Genomic DNA, 13,618 nt, shown 5'->3' with positions numbered 1-13,618 from the left:
AGGCCGTCCGTGTCACCCACCCCCGGCGCTCCTGCTCGCATCACAGCGCTCGACACCTACGACATCCGTTTCCCCACCTCGCGCGAGCTCGACGGCTCCGACGCGATGAACCCGGACCCCGACTACTCGGCCGCGTACGTCGTCCTGCGCACCGACGGCACCGACGGACACGAGGGGCACGGCTTCAGCTTCACCATCGGGCGGGGCAACGAGGTCCAGGTGGCCGCCATCCACGCGCTCAGGCACCACGTGGTCGGACGGTCCGTCGACGAGCTGTGCGCCGACCCGGGGACCCTCAACCGCGACCTGATCGGCGACAGCCAGCTGCGCTGGCTCGGCCCCGAGAAGGGCGTGATGCACATGGCGATCGGCGCGGTCATGAACGCCGTATGGGATCTGGCCGCCAAACGCGCCGACAAGCCGCTGTGGCGGCTGCTCGCCGAGGCCGACCCGGAGTGGCTGGTCGCCCAGATCGACTTCCGCTACCTCACCGACGCCCTTACCCCGCAAGAGGCGCTGGGGATCCTCCGCAAGGGGAGGGAGGGCGCCGAGGAGCGTGTGCACAACCTCCTGGAACGCGGCTATCCGGCCTACACGACCTCCCCCGGCTGGCTCGGCTACAGCGACGAGAAGCTCACCCGGCTCGCCACCGAGGCCGTCGCCGACGGCTTCCGGCAGATCAAGCTGAAGGTCGGCGCGGACCTCGACGACGACATACGGCGCTGCCGGGTCGCCCGGTCCGTCGTCGGCCCGGACATCCGCGTCGCCATAGACGCCAACCAGCGCTGGGACGTGGCCGACGCGATCCGCTGGACCAGGGCGCTCGCCGAGTTCGACCCGTACTGGATCGAGGAACCCACCAGCCCCGACGACATCCTCGGGCACGCCGCGATCCGCGAGGCCGTCGCGCCGGTCAAGGTCGCCACCGGCGAGCACGTCCAGAACCGGGTCGTCTTCAAGCAGCTCCTCCAGGCCGGCGCCCTCGACGTCGTCCAGATCGACGCGGCCCGCGTCGGCGGTGTCCACGAGAACCTCGCGATCCTGCTGCTGGCCGCCAAGTCCGGCGTACCGGTCTGCCCGCACGCGGGCGGGGTCGGGCTGTGCGAGCTCGTCCAGCACCTGTCGATGTTCGACTACGTGGCGGTCACCGGCACCACCGAGGGCCGGGTCATCGAGTACGTCGATCATCTGCACGACCACTTCCTCGATCCGGTGGTGATCCGGCAGGGTCACTACACGGCACCCACCGCACCGGGCTTCTCGGCCGCCATGAAGGCCGAGTCGATCGCGCGGTACACGTTCCCGGACGGCGCCTTCTGGGCCGCCGACCTCGCTGAGCAGAAGACAGACCAGCAGACCGAGCAGAATGCCGAGCAGAAGAAGGGGCACGCCGCATGAGCGACTTCGAGGGTCTCAAGGCGCTGGTGACAGGAGGCGCCTCCGGCATCGGCCGGGCCACCGCGGAACTCCTGGCCGCGCGGGGTGCCCAGGTCGCCGTCCTCGACCTCGACCCGTCGTCCGTGCCGAAGCCCCTGCTGGGATTCAAGGCCGACGTCACCGACGACGCCTCCGTCCGCCAGGCGGTGGCGGCCGCCGTCGCCGAGCTCGGCGGACTCGACGTCCTGGTCAACAACGCGGGCATCGGCGCCCAGGGCACCGTCGAGGACAACGACGACGCCGAATGGCACCGCGTCCTCGACGTCAACGTCGTCGGCATGGTCCGCACGGCCCGCGCCGCACTCCCGCACCTGCGCGCGTCGTCGCACGCGGCGATCGTCAACACCTGCTCCATCGCCGCCACCGCGGGCCTCCCGCAGCGCGCCCTGTACAGCGCGACCAAGGGCGCCGTGTACTCGCTGACCCTCGCCATGGCCGCCGACCACGTCCGCGAGGGCATCCGCGTCAACTGCGTCAACCCCGGCACCGCCGACACCCCGTGGATCGGCCGCCTCCTCGACAGGGCCGCCGACCCCGGCGCCGAACGCGCCGCCCTGGAGGCCCGCCAGCCCACCGGACGCCTCGTCTCGGCCGACGAAGTCGCGGGCGCCATCGCCTACTTGGCGAGCCCGCTCTCCGGCGCCACCACCGGCACCTCGCTCGCCGTCGACGGCGGCATGCAGGGCCTGCGACTGCGCCCGGCGGGCCAGTGAGCACGCGTCCCACGCCCCAGGGCCTCGGCTTCGGAGCCGCCGTCATAGCCAACCTCTACACCGAGGTCCCCGAGGAACAGGCGCACGAGGCGGTGGCCGCCGCCTGGGAGCGCGGCATCCGCTACTACGACACCGCGCCCCACTACGGCCTCGGCCTCTCCGAACGCCGCCTGGGCGCCGCCCTGCGCGAGCACCCGCGCGACGAGTACCTGATCTCGACGAAGGTGGGCCGCCGCCTGGAACCGGCGGCGGACGGCGGCGGGGACGACCTGGCGAACGGCTTCGCCGTCCCCGCGACCCACCGCCGCGTCTGGGACTTCACCGCGGACGGCATACGACGCACCCTGGACGCCGGCCTGGAACGCCTCGGCCTCGACCGCGTCGACATCGTCTACCTCCACGACCCCGACGACCACGCCGAACAGGCCTTCCGGGAGGGCTACCCGGCCCTGGAGAAGCTCCGCGCGGAGGGCGTGGTCGGCGCGATAGGCGCGGGCATGAACCAGGCGGAGATGCTCACCCGCTTCGTCCGCGACACCGACGTCGACGTGGTGCTGTGCGCCGGCCGCTACACCCTGCTCGACCAGAGCGCCCGCACGGAACTGCTCCCCGCGGCGCTGGCGAAGGGCACGTCGGTGGTCGTCGGCGGCGCCTTCAACTCGGGCCTGCTGGCGGATCCGAGACCGGGATCGACGTACAACTACACGGAGGCGCCGGGCGAGTTGCTGGACAGAGCCCTCCGGATGAAGGCGGTGGCCGAACGACACGGCATCAGCCTGCGCGCCGCCGCCCTCGCCTTCTGCGCCGCCCACCCGGCCGTCACCAGTGTCCTGGTGGGCGCCCGGTCGGCGGCCGAAGTCCACGACTGCGCCGACCAGTTCGCGACGCCGGTACCGGAGGCGTTCTGGCAGGAGCTGCGCGAGACGGGGCTGCTGGAGGAGCCGTCATGAGAATCGCCCTGCACACGAAGGTCCGCGCCGACCGCGTCGCCGAGTACGAGTCGGCCCACCGCGAGGTCCCCAAGGAACTGACCGACGCCATCCGCACCGCGGGCGCGACCTCCTGGACCATCTGGCGCAGCGGCACCGACCTCTTCCACGTCCTGGACTGCGAGGACTACGGCCGCCTCCTCGCCGAGCTGGAGAAACTCCCGGTCAACGTGGCCTGGCAGGCCCGCATGGCGGAGCTGCTGGACGTCGTGCACGACTACTCCGGCGAGGGCGCGGACGCGGGCCTGCCCGTGGTGTGGGAGCTGCCGTGACCGTCGTAGGGGAGCTGCCGTGACCGTCGTGGACGCCCACCACCACGTCTGGGACCTCTCGGTCCGCGACCAGGACTGGATCCCCGAATCCAGCCCGATCCGACGGAACTTCACGATGGCGGACCTCGCCCCCGAGGCGGCCGCCGCCGGAGTCGACCGGACGGTCCTGGTCCAGACGGTCACCGTGGCGGAGGAGACCCCGGAGTTCCTGAGGCTCGCGGACACCCACGACCTGATCGCGGGCGTGGTCGGCTGGACCGACCTGACCCGCCCGGACATCACCGACGAACTCGCCCGCCTCCGCGAGCTCCCCGGCGGCCACTACCTCAAGGGCATCCGCCACCAGGTCCAGACCGAGCCCGACCCGGAATGGCTGTTGAGACCGGACGTCCGCAGAGGCCTGGCCGCAGTGGCGGAAGCGGGCCTGGTCTACGACCTCGTGATCCTGCCCCACCACCTGCCCGCCGCCACCAAAACGGCCGAGTCGCTCCCCCAACTCACCTTCGTCCTCGACCACATGGCCAAACCCCCCATCACCTCGGGCACCCTCACCCCCTGGTCCACCCACCTCCACACCCTCGCCACCCACCCCAACACCGTCTGCAAACTCTCCGGCCTCGTCACCGAAGCCAACCCCACCACTTGGACGCTCGACGACCTACGCCCTTACACCGACATAGCCCTGAACGCCTTCGGCCCGGACCGCCTCATGTTCGGCTCGGACTGGCCGGTGTGCCGCCTCGCCGCGACCTACACCGAAGTACTCGACACGGCACGTCAGTTGGTGGGGTCAGACCCCCGAATCTTCGAAACGACCGCCACCCGCGTCTACGGCCTCTGACACCCCGCGTGCTCAGCCCCGCTCCGGGCCGTCCACGTTGAAGGTCGACTCTCCACCGGCGCCGGCCCGCACGACGATGATGTCGGCGGCCCGCGCCGAAGGGTTGCTCTCCCGGTGCACGGCGCCTTTGGGCACGTGGATGAAGTCGCCCGGGCCGGCCTCCACGGTGTCCGCTCCGTCAGGGCCGAACTCCATCCTCAACGCGCCGCTGAGGACGTAGATCACCGACTCCCACTCACCATGGTGATGCCAGCCGGAGGTCATCCCGGCCTCGGTGCGGACGTATCCCGACCAGGTGCCCTCGGTCGCGAAGGCCTCCTGCCGGTCCATCCCCGGCGTGCGGGGCCCCGGCCTCCGGTCACCGGGCGTGACGATCCTGACCTGATCCCCTCGACGGTCCATGACGACTCCTCTCTGTGATGACGGTGGCTCTCAGGACTCCTGCCGCACCGCACTCGCCAGCCGCGTCGGCGGCAGATACTCGCGCACGAACGTCCGCTCCCAGCAAGCCCCCGTCTCCCGCAGTTCGCGCCAGCTCGTGTACTGGTAGCGGAAGAGGCGGGCGCGGATGTAGCGGGGTGGGGTGTCGAGGGGGAAGGGGGAGTGGCGCAGGAGTTTGAGGGTGGCTCGGTCGTTCTCCAGGAGGCGTTCCACGAAGGTGCCGAACCAGGAGCCGGCGTAGGAGGGGGAGAGGGCGGCGAACCACATCAGCCAGTCCAGGCGCAGGTGGTAGGGGGCGAACTGGCGGGGCCAGTGGTGGGGGTCGCCCGGCTTGCCCTTGAACTCGTACTCCAGCCAGGTCGAGTCCTTGTGCGGGATCTCGTCGGCGGTGCCTTCTACGACCACCTCGTAGCGGTATCGGCTGACGCTGCCGAAGGCCCCGTAGGTGTTGACCAGATGGAGCGGGTCGAAGGAGCGGTTCATGATCTGGCGGCGGGAGATCATGTTCGTGACCGGGTGGTAGCTGAGGTAGGCCAGGCCCGCGCCGGCCGTCAGGACCACCACCTCGTACCAGAGGGGGGCCTCGGCCACCGGCGGCGGGTCGCTCGGGAGTTCCAGGGCCGACAGTGCCAGCACGATCGTGATCCAGTTCAGCCAGGAGAAATTGCCCGACAGGACCAGCCAGAGCTGGGTGAGGATCATCAGGGACGCGGCGGCCGTCGCGATGGGCTGGGGGGTGAACAGGAGGAACGGGACCGCGAGTTGGGTGACGTGGTTGGCGGCCACCTCGGCGCGGTGCAGCGGGCGGGGGAGGTGGTGGAAGAACCAGCTCAGCGGGCCCGGCATCGGCTGGGTCTCGTGGTGGTAGTAGAGGCAGGTCAGCTTCCGCCAGCAGGCGTCGCCGCGCATCTTGATCAGCCCGGCGCCGAACTCCACCCGGAACAGGATCCAGCGCAGCAGGAACAGCACCAGGATCGGCGGGGCCACCTCGTCGTTGCCCAGGAACACCGACAGGAAGCCGACCTCCAGCAACAGGGACTCCCAGCCGAAGGCGTACCAGGTCTGGCCCACGTTGACGATCGACAGGTACAGGATCCATGGCGTCAGCCACAGCAGCATGCCTGCCCAGAGGGGGAGTTGGGAGTCAGCGCCCGCCAGCAGGGCCGCCGACACCGCGCAGCCCGACCACGCGCAGACCGCGAAGAACCGGTCCGAGTAGTGGAGTTGGAAGACGCTCGGTGCCTTTTTGAAAGGGACCCGCCTCACGTACGCGGGGATCGGCAGCATGCCCCCGGAACCGAGCAGCGCCCTGAACTGAAGGGCCGCCGTCAGGAACGCGACGAGGTACACACCGGCCAGCGCCCGCTGGAAGACGAGCCGGCTCAGCCAGTAGTCGGGTGCGGTGAACCAGTCCACGGCCAGGCCCTCCTCCCTCCATTGTCGCGCCGGAACCCTATGTCACGCTCCGTGTACCGCGCCTCCACTTGCGTAACCCAAGTGAGTGAAGCAGACAATAGTGACGAACTGCCCGGCTTGAGGCGGGAGAACACGGTGCGTACCTCCACCGGAACCTTCGTCACGGCCTGCGCGCTCTCGGCGGCACTGATCGTCGCCGCCTGCGGAGGCTCCGGCGACACGGCCACGCGGGCCGACGGAGAACTGTTCCTCCAGCCCGTCGGGGCCCAGGGACCAGACCCCTTCACGGACTCCACGGACTCCACGGACTCCACGGCGACGACGACCACTACCGGCCGCAGCCCCAGTCCCCACTCCAGCCCCTCGTCCCTCACCCGAACGCGGCAACCCGCACGTTCGGGCGTGCGGTCGATCTCCGGCGCGACGCCCGGCCTCTACGGCGGCACCGCCGGGTCCGGCAGCTGTGACGTGAACCGCCAGATCGACCACCTGGCCGCGAACCCGGACCGGGGGCGGGCCTTCGCGCGGGTCGCGGGCGTCTCCCCGGGCTCCGTCCCGGCGTATCTGCGCTCCCTCACCTCGGTCGTGCTGCGCGCCGACACCCGGGTCACCAACCACGGGTACCGGGACGGGCGGGCCACCGGCTTCCAGTCCGTCCTCCAGACCGGCACCGCCGTCCTCGTCGACAACCGGGGCGTGCCCCGCGTCCGCTGCGCCTGCGGCAACCCGCTGACGCCCGCGCGGGCGACCGGCGGCGGCGCGGTCACCGGCGGGCAGGCGTGGTCCGGCTACCGGCCCGGGCACGTGGTCGTGGTGACTCCGGCACCCCAGGTGATCACCCACATCACGATCATCGACATCGTCCACCACACCTGGATCGAGCGGCCCTGCGGGCACGACACGCGGCACGACCACGTCGTACCGCCGCCGGACCTGGTGACACCCACATCGACGCCGAGCCTCTCGGAGTCCCCGTCCAGCACGTCTGTCGCGATCCTGACTCCGGCCCCGAGCGTCAGTCCGAGTACGAGTCCGAGTGCCGCTCCGGATGAATTCACCCCTTCCCCGGACGAGGACACCGCGGAGCGAACGCTGCCCCCGGCCACCGCCCCCCGGACCCCGACCGTGCCCGACGAACCCACCGTCCAGGACCCCACCGTCGAGGACCCCACCGGCACCACCCCGCAGGACATCGGCCCCGAGACCGTCCCGGACACCCCCGACCTCCCCGACGGCGGCGGACTGATCCCCGACGGGCCTGCCGAGCCCGATGAGCCGGGCGAGCCGACCACCACCGACAGCATCTTCGACAGCCCCACCGACGTGTTCGGCGACTGAGTCCCCCCAGTCGGAGAAGTCGAAGAATCGGACAAACCCTGGCAAGGTGGCCCCATGGTTGATCGGGGAGCGAGCGCCCTGTCACTCCCGGACGACTGGCCCGCCCACCCGGACCCGATCCTGGCGCTCAACCGCATGGGCAGCTTCGACTGGGACCTGGACACCGGCCTCTTCCACATGGACGCCCAGGCCCACGAGGTCTTCGACCTGCGCCCCGACGAATACGACGGCCACCCCGCGACCCTCGCGATCCGCGTGCCGAGCCCCGAGGGCTACCGGCTCGACGCCCTGGTCTCCCAGGCCATGAAGGACGGCAGCGAGAACTACGGCACCTACTTCCGGATCCGCTGCCGCGACGGCTCCCTGCGCTGGACCCACACCCAGGGCTACATCCGGCGCGACGAGACGGGCCGGCCGCGCCGCATCGTCGGCATCGTCCGCGACGCCACCCAGGAACTCACCGACCTCGAACGCCGCCGCGAGGAGGCCGGACAGGACGAGGCCCGGCAGGAGCAGACCAACGTCGTCCAGCTCACCACGGCCGCCCTCGCCTACGCCCGTACCGTCGACGACGTCATCGACGTCCTCAAGGACACCCACGGCCTCACCCATCTCGGCGCCACCAGCCTGGTCATGGGCCTGGTCGAGGCGGGCCGTATCAGGCTGGTCGCCGAGGGCCCCGCGGGCAGCTTCGTGCCCGGCACCGACGTCACCCGCATCGACGAGCCGTACCCGATGAGCGAGGTCGTACGGACCCTCACCCCGCGCTTCATCGAGTCGCCGGAGGAGTTCGCCGAGGGCTACCCCGTGCTGTGGCCGCACATCACCGACCTGAACATCACCTCGGCCGCCTACCTCCCGCTGATCGCCCAGGCCCGCCCCATCGGCGCCATGGGCCTGCTCTACAGCGACCGGCGCGGCTTCTCGCCCGAGGACCGCAACGTCCTCGTCGCCCTCGGCTCCAGCATCGCCCAGAGCCTCCAGCGGGCCATGTTCTACGAACAGGAGAAGGACCTCGCCACCGGCCTCCAGCAGGCCATGCTGCCGCGCACCATCCCCAGCGTGCGCGGCGCCGACGTCGCCGTCCGCTACCGCTCGGCCTCCCTCGGGCGGGACATCGGGGGCGACTGGTACGACCTCATCCCGCTCCCGGGCGGCCGGGTCGGTGCGGTCATCGGCGACGTCCAGGGCCACGACACGCACGCGGCCGCCGTCATGGGCCAGCTGCGGATCGTGCTGCGCGCCTACGCCGCCGAGGGCCACACCCCCGCCACCGTCATGGCCCGCGCCTCCGTCTTCCTGCACGAACTCGACACCGACCGCTTCGCGACCTGCCTGTACGCCGAAGCAGACCTGGCCACCGGAGTCGTCCAGGTCGTCCGCGCCGGGCACATCGACCCGCTCGTCCGGCAGGCCGACGGCAGCTGCCGCCGCGTCCCCGTCGAGGGCGGTCTGCCGCTCGGCCTGTCCGCCGAGTTCGGGCGCCTGGAGTACCCCGTCGGCACGGTCGAGCTCGACCCCGGCAACACGCTGCTCCTGTGCACCGACGGCCTCGTCGAACAGCCCGGCGCCGACCTCGACGACGGCGTGCAGACCCTCACCGCGCTCGTCGCCTCCGGGCCCGCCGACGTCCGCGACCTCGCCGACCGGCTCATCGACGTGGCCGAGGAACGCGGCGGCGACGACGACGTCGCCCTGCTCCTGCTGCGCCGCCGGGGCCTGGACACCCCGCAGTCCGGCGGGCGGCTCCAGCAGCACGTCGCGTCGGGCGACCCGGAGGCGCTGTCCGAGGCCCGCCACATGATCCGCGCGGCGGTGCGCGCCTGGGGCGCCCGGCACCGGGCCGACGAGATCGAGCTGGTCGCCGACGAACTGATCACCAACGCCCTCATGCACACCGAGGGCGCCGCCATCGTCACCCTGCGGGTCCTGGCCGGCTCCGACCGCCGCCTCCGCGTCGAGGTCGAGGACTCCTCCAGCGCCCTCCCGCGCCGCCGCGAGGCGGGGGAGTCGGGGGTGTCGGGACGTGGCCTCCTCCTCGTCGACCTGCTCACCGACGTGTGGGGCGTGGAGGCGCGGGGCGGCGGCAAGTGCGTGTGGTGCGAGTTCATGGTGCCGGAACGGAGCTGAGCGGTCCGGCGGTGAACCCACCCGCCTCCGGTGGCACTCTGGACGTATGCCGGAACTCCCCGAGGTCGAAGCGCTCAAGGACTTCCTCACCGAGAACCTGGTCGGCCACGAGATCGTCCGGGTCCTGCCCGTCGCGATCAGCGTCCTGAAGACGTACGACCCACCCCTCACCGCCGTCGAGGGCCGCGAGGTCGTCGCCGTGCACCGGCACGGCAAGTTCCTCGACCTGGAGACCGACGGCGGCCCGCATCTCGTGACCCACCTCGCCCGCGCGGGCTGGCTGCACTGGAAGGACCGCCTCCCCGACGGCCCGCCCAAGCCCGGCAAGGGCCCGCTCGCGATGCGCGTGGCCCTGGAGACCGGCGAGGGCTTCGACCTCACCGAGGCCGGCACGCAGAAACGCCTCGCGGTGTACGTCGTCCAGGACCCGCGGGACGTCCCGGGCGTGGCCCGCCTGGGCCCCGACCCGCTCGCGGACGACTTCGACGAGGCGGCCTTCGCGGCGCTCCTCGCCCCCGAGCGGCGGCAGCTCAAGGGCGCCCTGCGCGACCAGTCCCTCATCGCCGGCGTCGGCAACGCCTACAGCGACGAGATCCTGCACGCGGCGAAGATGTCCCCCTTCAAACTCGCCGCGTCCCTCACGCCGGAGGAGACCGCACGCCTGTACGAGGCCCTGCGCACCACCCTCACCGAAGCCGTCGAGCGCTCTCGCGGTGTCGCGGCCGGCCGGCTGAAGGCGGAGAAGAAGAGCGGCCTGCGCGTCCACGGCCGTACCGGCGAGCCCTGCCCCGTGTGCGGCGACACCGTCCGCGAGGTCTCCTTCAGTGACTCCTCCCTCCAGTACTGCCCGACCTGCCAGACGGGCGGCAAACCGCTCGCGGACCGCAGGATGTCGAGGCTGCTCAAGTAGCCGTCAGCCGTGCTGGGTCTGGCGCCCGTACGCCACCGGCGCGCCGGTGAAGGCGTCCAGGAGGACCCGGTCGCCGAGCTCGCGCTTCAGCTTCACCGTCACCGTCTGGAAGAGCAGATTGGAGGTGCAGTCACCGTCGCTCGTCCCGACGACGGCCGCGGACAGCACCACACTCCCGTCGGTCTCCAGGGCGTGCACGACCGCCCCGTCGTCGCACGCGCCGTGTCCCGCCAGGACGGTGACCGACCGGCCGTCCGCTCCGGTCCTGATGAACTGTTCGAGCGGCATCAGCCAGTCCGTCGGCACCTCCCGGGCGGGCCCGATCGGCGACTTGGGGAGTTCCGAGGGGGCGAGGGCGATCCGCTTGAGCGGGGTGTCGTAGCCCTCCAGCGTGAACAGCCAGGCCGGGACGGTGGCCGGGCCCCGGGTGGTGACGAGGGTGGTCTTCCCCAACTCGGCCTTCGTCACGGTCAGATGCGGTCCGTCATTGCCGCCGCGCGCGACACTGCCGTACGCCTCTTGCGCGTCCATGAGCGGGAGGGTGAGTGAACCGCCGCGCCGCCACTGGACTTTGCCCGTCTCGGGTGATCCGGTGGGGAGTTCGCCTTCGAGGACGAAGTTCTGGGCGTCGTACGCCTCTTTGTCGTGCTCGTCGCGGAAGGCGTTGTCGGGGAGTTGGACGACGTCCGCCATCGGGTAGTAGCCCGCGCGCCACACCTCGGCCGCCCGTGAGCCGTCCCAGGCCTCGGCCACCTCGCGGGCGCGGGACTTGGAGTCGTCGGTCTGGGCGCGGGATCCGTGTTCGTCGCCGCAGCCGGTCAGCAACAGGGCGAAGAGACCGAGCAGTGGTGCGAGGCGTGTACGCATGTGTCCCCCCAGGACCGGACGGTTGTCGTTCCTGAGACGCGGGGACCGTGCGCGACGTTCGACGTCAGCCGGCGGGGAGTGTCACGAGATGCTCGCCGTCCGTGGTGCGGACCTCGTAGCGGGCGATCTGGTCGGGGTGGTACGACGAGGCGCCGTTCATGATGAGTTCGCGGGCGTCGTGGCGGGGGACGGTCCAGGTGGTGAGCGTCTCCTCGGAGCCGTCGTGGCCGACGATCACCAGGAGACAGGTGCGGGGGCCCGCGCCGTCCTTCACCTTCAGCTCCACCTGGGTGCCCGCGGTCTCGTCCTCGGCCGTGACCTGCGCCCACACCCCGGAGCGCGCGTCGGTCGCCTCGATCCGCTGGGCCGTGTCCCCGCCGCCCCCTGCGAGGACCACGATCCCCGGTCCGGCCACCGCGAACGCGACGGTCGCCGCCACGGCGCACAGGAACCGGCGCCGTCCGGTCCGGTGGCGCGTGGCCACCTCGGACATCAGCCGGTCCAGCATCCGGGGGCCGGGCTTGGCCAGCGGGCTCACGAACTGCGGGGTGGAGCGCCGGTACAGCATCAACTGCCGGGTGATGGGGCCGAACTCGGTGACGTCTGCCGCGCACCGAGGGCACTCCATGAGGTGATCCTCGAAGCGGAAGGCATCCGCCTCGTCCAGCACGCCGAGCGCGTACGCGGCGACGTCGCGATGCCTCTCCTGGGACCTCATGCGGAATCCTCGTGCCGTTGGGTGCGGGTGGGGTTACTCGTTGCTCCCACCCGTACGCACCGCAACGCCGAATCACTCAAGGCACACACAGAATCGCAACCTATGGATTCGGAGCCGCCCGGCACGAGGATTGGTCCCGTCCGAAAAAAGTCCGGGACCGTCCCCTTCGCGGCCGTGGCGCGGCCGGATGCGTGGCTAGAACAGGTGGATGGCGAGGTGCCCGAGCGGCAGCCCGAGTTGCCATGCCTTCGTCCACACCTGCGGTCCCTCGTCCTCGCCGAGACCGATGCCGACGGCCGGGCCGCCGCCCGGGACGGCGTTGAGGTCGGGGGCGAGGAGTTCGGTCTCCTCCAGCCACTGCCAGGCCGCTTCGGCCAGGTTCAGATCCGGTGCGGGAGCGCCGGACTCGGCGGCCTCGGCCGTGAGCCGTGCCATGCGCTCGCGCACCCAGTCCTGCCAGGGCTGGTCGTACGCCGTCAGCGACAGCCATGTCTCCAACTGGGAGACCACCCGGATCCCGGACAGCTCGCCGTCGGTGTCGGACAGGAAGATGGTCAGCGCCAGGGCGTCGCGCCCCGCGCGGAACTCGAAGGACGTCGGCGGCATCAGATCGCCGGTCCGCAGCAGCTCGTCGGCGATGTACTCGGCGTACAACCAGGCCATCGGGACGATGAGTTCCCCGCCGCCGGCACCATCCGTGCTCTCTTGACCTCTGTGCTGCATCCCTTCCTGCCTTCCTCCGGTGCGTGCGCGTCGCCCGTTACCGGGCCCCAGTGCGGAACACGGATGAAGACAGCCGATTACTCAACCATGGTCCTCAGCAAGGCGCTTTGCGAATCCTTTGCCGCACCATGAGTTTCATCGCAGGTCGGCCGCATAGCCGGGAAGCACCCGGCGCAGGGCGCGCAGCGCGTAGTACGCGCGAGACTTCACCGTACCGGGCGGAATTCCGAGGGTTTCGGCGGCTTCCGCCACACTCGCCCCCTGGAAGTACACGAGCACCAGGACTTCACGGTGCTCCGGAGTGAGTGTCTTCACAGCCTCGCGCACATCGAGGGCCGCGGCGGCCCGCTCGGCGTGGTCGGCGCACACCCGCGCGTTCTCCAGGATCGCGTCCCCGACCTCCGGCGGCCGCGCCTGCCGGGCCCGCCGCGCGTCGATGGCGAGCCGCCGTCCCACGGTCAGCAGCCAGGGCCGTACGGAGTCGAAGTCGTCGGCGCGCAGCGCCTCGGGATGCTGCCAGGCCCGTACGAGGGTCTCCTGCACGAGGTCCTCGGCGCGCTGCCGGTCGCCGTCGCACAGCCGCAGCAGCAGTGCGAAGAGCGGCCGGCCGTGCTCCCGCTGCAGTGCGGCGAGCTCGTGCTCGGCGGTCGTCCCGTTGGTGAGCGTGGTTCCGGCCGTCATGGCCGTATGGCATCGCAGGGTGACGGCGAGGGACAGGGCGCGCACATGGATCTGCGGCGGACGGTCGATCGCGTCGACGAACGGTACGACGAACGGTTCCCTCCGCCTCGCCCATCGGGCGAATGAACGTGCCCGAACCGTT

The 13,618-nt window shown here is 71.2% G+C and carries 14 protein-coding genes; 8 read left to right on the top strand and 6 right to left on the bottom strand.

The window, feature by feature from the left end:
• The first annotated feature begins 9 nt into the window (after positions 1-9).
• The 5 genes from ABZ928_RS06060 to ABZ928_RS06040 are packed head-to-tail and all read left to right on the top strand — an operon-like array spanning position 10 to position 4,252.
• On the top strand, positions 10-1,398 hold the full coding sequence (locus ABZ928_RS06060; RefSeq protein ID WP_361515302.1) for an L-fuconate dehydratase: 1,389 nt from the start codon (positions 10-12) through the stop codon (positions 1,396-1,398).
• Positions 1,395-2,150, top strand: a complete 756-nt coding sequence (locus tag ABZ928_RS06055; protein ID WP_361515301.1) for an SDR family oxidoreductase — start codon at positions 1,395-1,397, stop codon at positions 2,148-2,150. Before ABZ928_RS06060 ends, ABZ928_RS06055 begins: the two co-directional genes overlap by 4 nt.
• The gene (locus ABZ928_RS06050) at positions 2,147-3,100 is read left to right on the top strand and encodes an aldo/keto reductase (RefSeq protein ID WP_361515300.1); all 954 of its coding nucleotides are present in this window, start codon (positions 2,147-2,149) and stop codon (positions 3,098-3,100) included. The genes ABZ928_RS06055 and ABZ928_RS06050 overlap by 4 nt, the downstream gene beginning before the upstream one ends.
• Entirely contained in the window at positions 3,097-3,411 is a 315-nt protein-coding gene (locus tag ABZ928_RS06045; RefSeq protein ID WP_361515299.1) for an L-rhamnose mutarotase, read from the top strand. The genes ABZ928_RS06050 and ABZ928_RS06045 overlap by 4 nt, the downstream gene beginning before the upstream one ends.
• Before the next feature lie 19 nt (positions 3,412-3,430).
• Positions 3,431-4,252: an amidohydrolase family protein gene (locus ABZ928_RS06040; RefSeq protein WP_361515298.1), complete on the top strand. Its 822-nt coding sequence runs from the start codon at positions 3,431-3,433 to the stop codon at positions 4,250-4,252.
• Positions 4,253-4,264: 12 nt separating this feature from the next.
• On the opposite strand, the gene ABZ928_RS06035 is transcribed toward ABZ928_RS06040, so the two are convergent.
• Positions 4,265-4,654: a cupin domain-containing protein gene (locus ABZ928_RS06035; protein ID WP_361515297.1), complete on the bottom strand. Its 390-nt coding sequence runs from the start codon at positions 4,652-4,654 to the stop codon at positions 4,265-4,267.
• A 30-nt stretch (positions 4,655-4,684) separates the two neighbouring features.
• Complete coding sequence (locus ABZ928_RS06030) at positions 4,685-6,109, bottom strand: lipase maturation factor family protein (protein ID WP_361515296.1); 1,425 nt, start codon at positions 6,107-6,109, stop codon at positions 4,685-4,687.
• A gap of 135 nt (positions 6,110-6,244) precedes the next feature.
• Between ABZ928_RS06030 and ABZ928_RS06025 the strand changes: the two genes are divergently transcribed.
• The 3 genes from ABZ928_RS06025 to ABZ928_RS06015 are packed head-to-tail and all read left to right on the top strand — an operon-like array spanning position 6,245 to position 10,487.
• Positions 6,245-7,447 carry a DUF6777 domain-containing protein gene (locus ABZ928_RS06025; RefSeq protein ID WP_361515295.1) on the top strand — a complete coding sequence of 401 codons (1,203 nt, stop codon included), beginning with the start codon at positions 6,245-6,247 and terminating at the stop codon, positions 7,445-7,447.
• 54 nt (positions 7,448-7,501) lie between these two features.
• Positions 7,502-9,577 carry a SpoIIE family protein phosphatase gene (locus ABZ928_RS06020; RefSeq protein ID WP_361515294.1) on the top strand — a complete coding sequence of 692 codons (2,076 nt, stop codon included), beginning with the start codon at positions 7,502-7,504 and terminating at the stop codon, positions 9,575-9,577.
• A 46-nt stretch (positions 9,578-9,623) separates the two neighbouring features.
• Positions 9,624-10,487: a DNA-formamidopyrimidine glycosylase family protein gene (locus ABZ928_RS06015; RefSeq protein ID WP_361515293.1), complete on the top strand. Its 864-nt coding sequence runs from the start codon at positions 9,624-9,626 to the stop codon at positions 10,485-10,487.
• A 3-nt stretch (positions 10,488-10,490) separates the two neighbouring features.
• On the opposite strand, the gene ABZ928_RS06010 is transcribed toward ABZ928_RS06015, so the two are convergent.
• The 4 genes from ABZ928_RS06010 to ABZ928_RS05995 form a co-directional block, all read right to left on the bottom strand.
• Positions 10,491-11,354, bottom strand: a complete 864-nt coding sequence (locus ABZ928_RS06010; protein ID WP_361515292.1) for a hypothetical protein — start codon at positions 11,352-11,354, stop codon at positions 10,491-10,493.
• 64 nt (positions 11,355-11,418) lie between these two features.
• Positions 11,419-12,072 carry a zf-HC2 domain-containing protein gene (locus ABZ928_RS06005; RefSeq protein ID WP_361515291.1) on the bottom strand — a complete coding sequence of 218 codons (654 nt, stop codon included), beginning with the start codon at positions 12,070-12,072 and terminating at the stop codon, positions 11,419-11,421.
• A gap of 195 nt (positions 12,073-12,267) precedes the next feature.
• Positions 12,268-12,795 (bottom strand): hypothetical protein, encoded by a 528-nt coding sequence (locus tag ABZ928_RS06000; protein WP_361515290.1) that lies wholly within the window; start codon positions 12,793-12,795, stop codon positions 12,268-12,270.
• 135 nt (positions 12,796-12,930) lie between these two features.
• Positions 12,931-13,476, bottom strand: coding sequence for a sigma-70 family RNA polymerase sigma factor (locus tag ABZ928_RS05995; protein WP_194083420.1), 546 nt, complete (start codon positions 13,474-13,476; stop codon positions 12,931-12,933).
• Positions 13,477-13,618: the final 142 nt, after the last annotated feature.

Origin of the sequence: Streptomyces sp. NPDC046909, from assembly GCF_040644695.1 — a bacterium.
Classification (GTDB): domain Bacteria; phylum Actinomycetota; class Actinomycetes; order Streptomycetales; family Streptomycetaceae; genus Streptomyces.
Note: the sequence above shows the minus strand (reverse complement) of the source record. Positions and strands in the feature narration are given on the sequence as shown.

Excerpts from the sequence above, each read along its gene's own strand:
- ABZ928_RS06015 (WP_361515293.1), top strand. The coding sequence starts at position 9,624 with ATGCCGGAACTCCCCGAGGTCGAAGCGCTCAAGGACTTCCTCACCGAG.
- ABZ928_RS06035 (WP_361515297.1), bottom strand. The coding sequence starts at position 4,654 with ATGGACCGTCGAGGGGATCAGGTCAGGATCGTCACGCCCGGTGACCGG.
- ABZ928_RS05995 (WP_194083420.1), bottom strand. The coding sequence starts at position 13,476 with ATGACGGCCGGAACCACGCTCACCAACGGGACGACCGCCGAGCACGAG.
- ABZ928_RS06055 (WP_361515301.1), top strand. The coding sequence starts at position 1,395 with ATGAGCGACTTCGAGGGTCTCAAGGCGCTGGTGACAGGAGGCGCCTCC.
- ABZ928_RS06005 (WP_361515291.1), bottom strand. The coding sequence starts at position 12,072 with ATGAGGTCCCAGGAGAGGCATCGCGACGTCGCCGCGTACGCGCTCGGC.
- ABZ928_RS06000 (WP_361515290.1), bottom strand. The coding sequence starts at position 12,795 with ATGCAGCACAGAGGTCAAGAGAGCACGGATGGTGCCGGCGGCGGGGAA.
- ABZ928_RS06045 (WP_361515299.1), top strand. The coding sequence starts at position 3,097 with ATGAGAATCGCCCTGCACACGAAGGTCCGCGCCGACCGCGTCGCCGAG.
- ABZ928_RS06020 (WP_361515294.1), top strand. The coding sequence starts at position 7,502 with ATGGTTGATCGGGGAGCGAGCGCCCTGTCACTCCCGGACGACTGGCCC.
- ABZ928_RS06010 (WP_361515292.1), bottom strand. The coding sequence starts at position 11,354 with ATGCGTACACGCCTCGCACCACTGCTCGGTCTCTTCGCCCTGTTGCTG.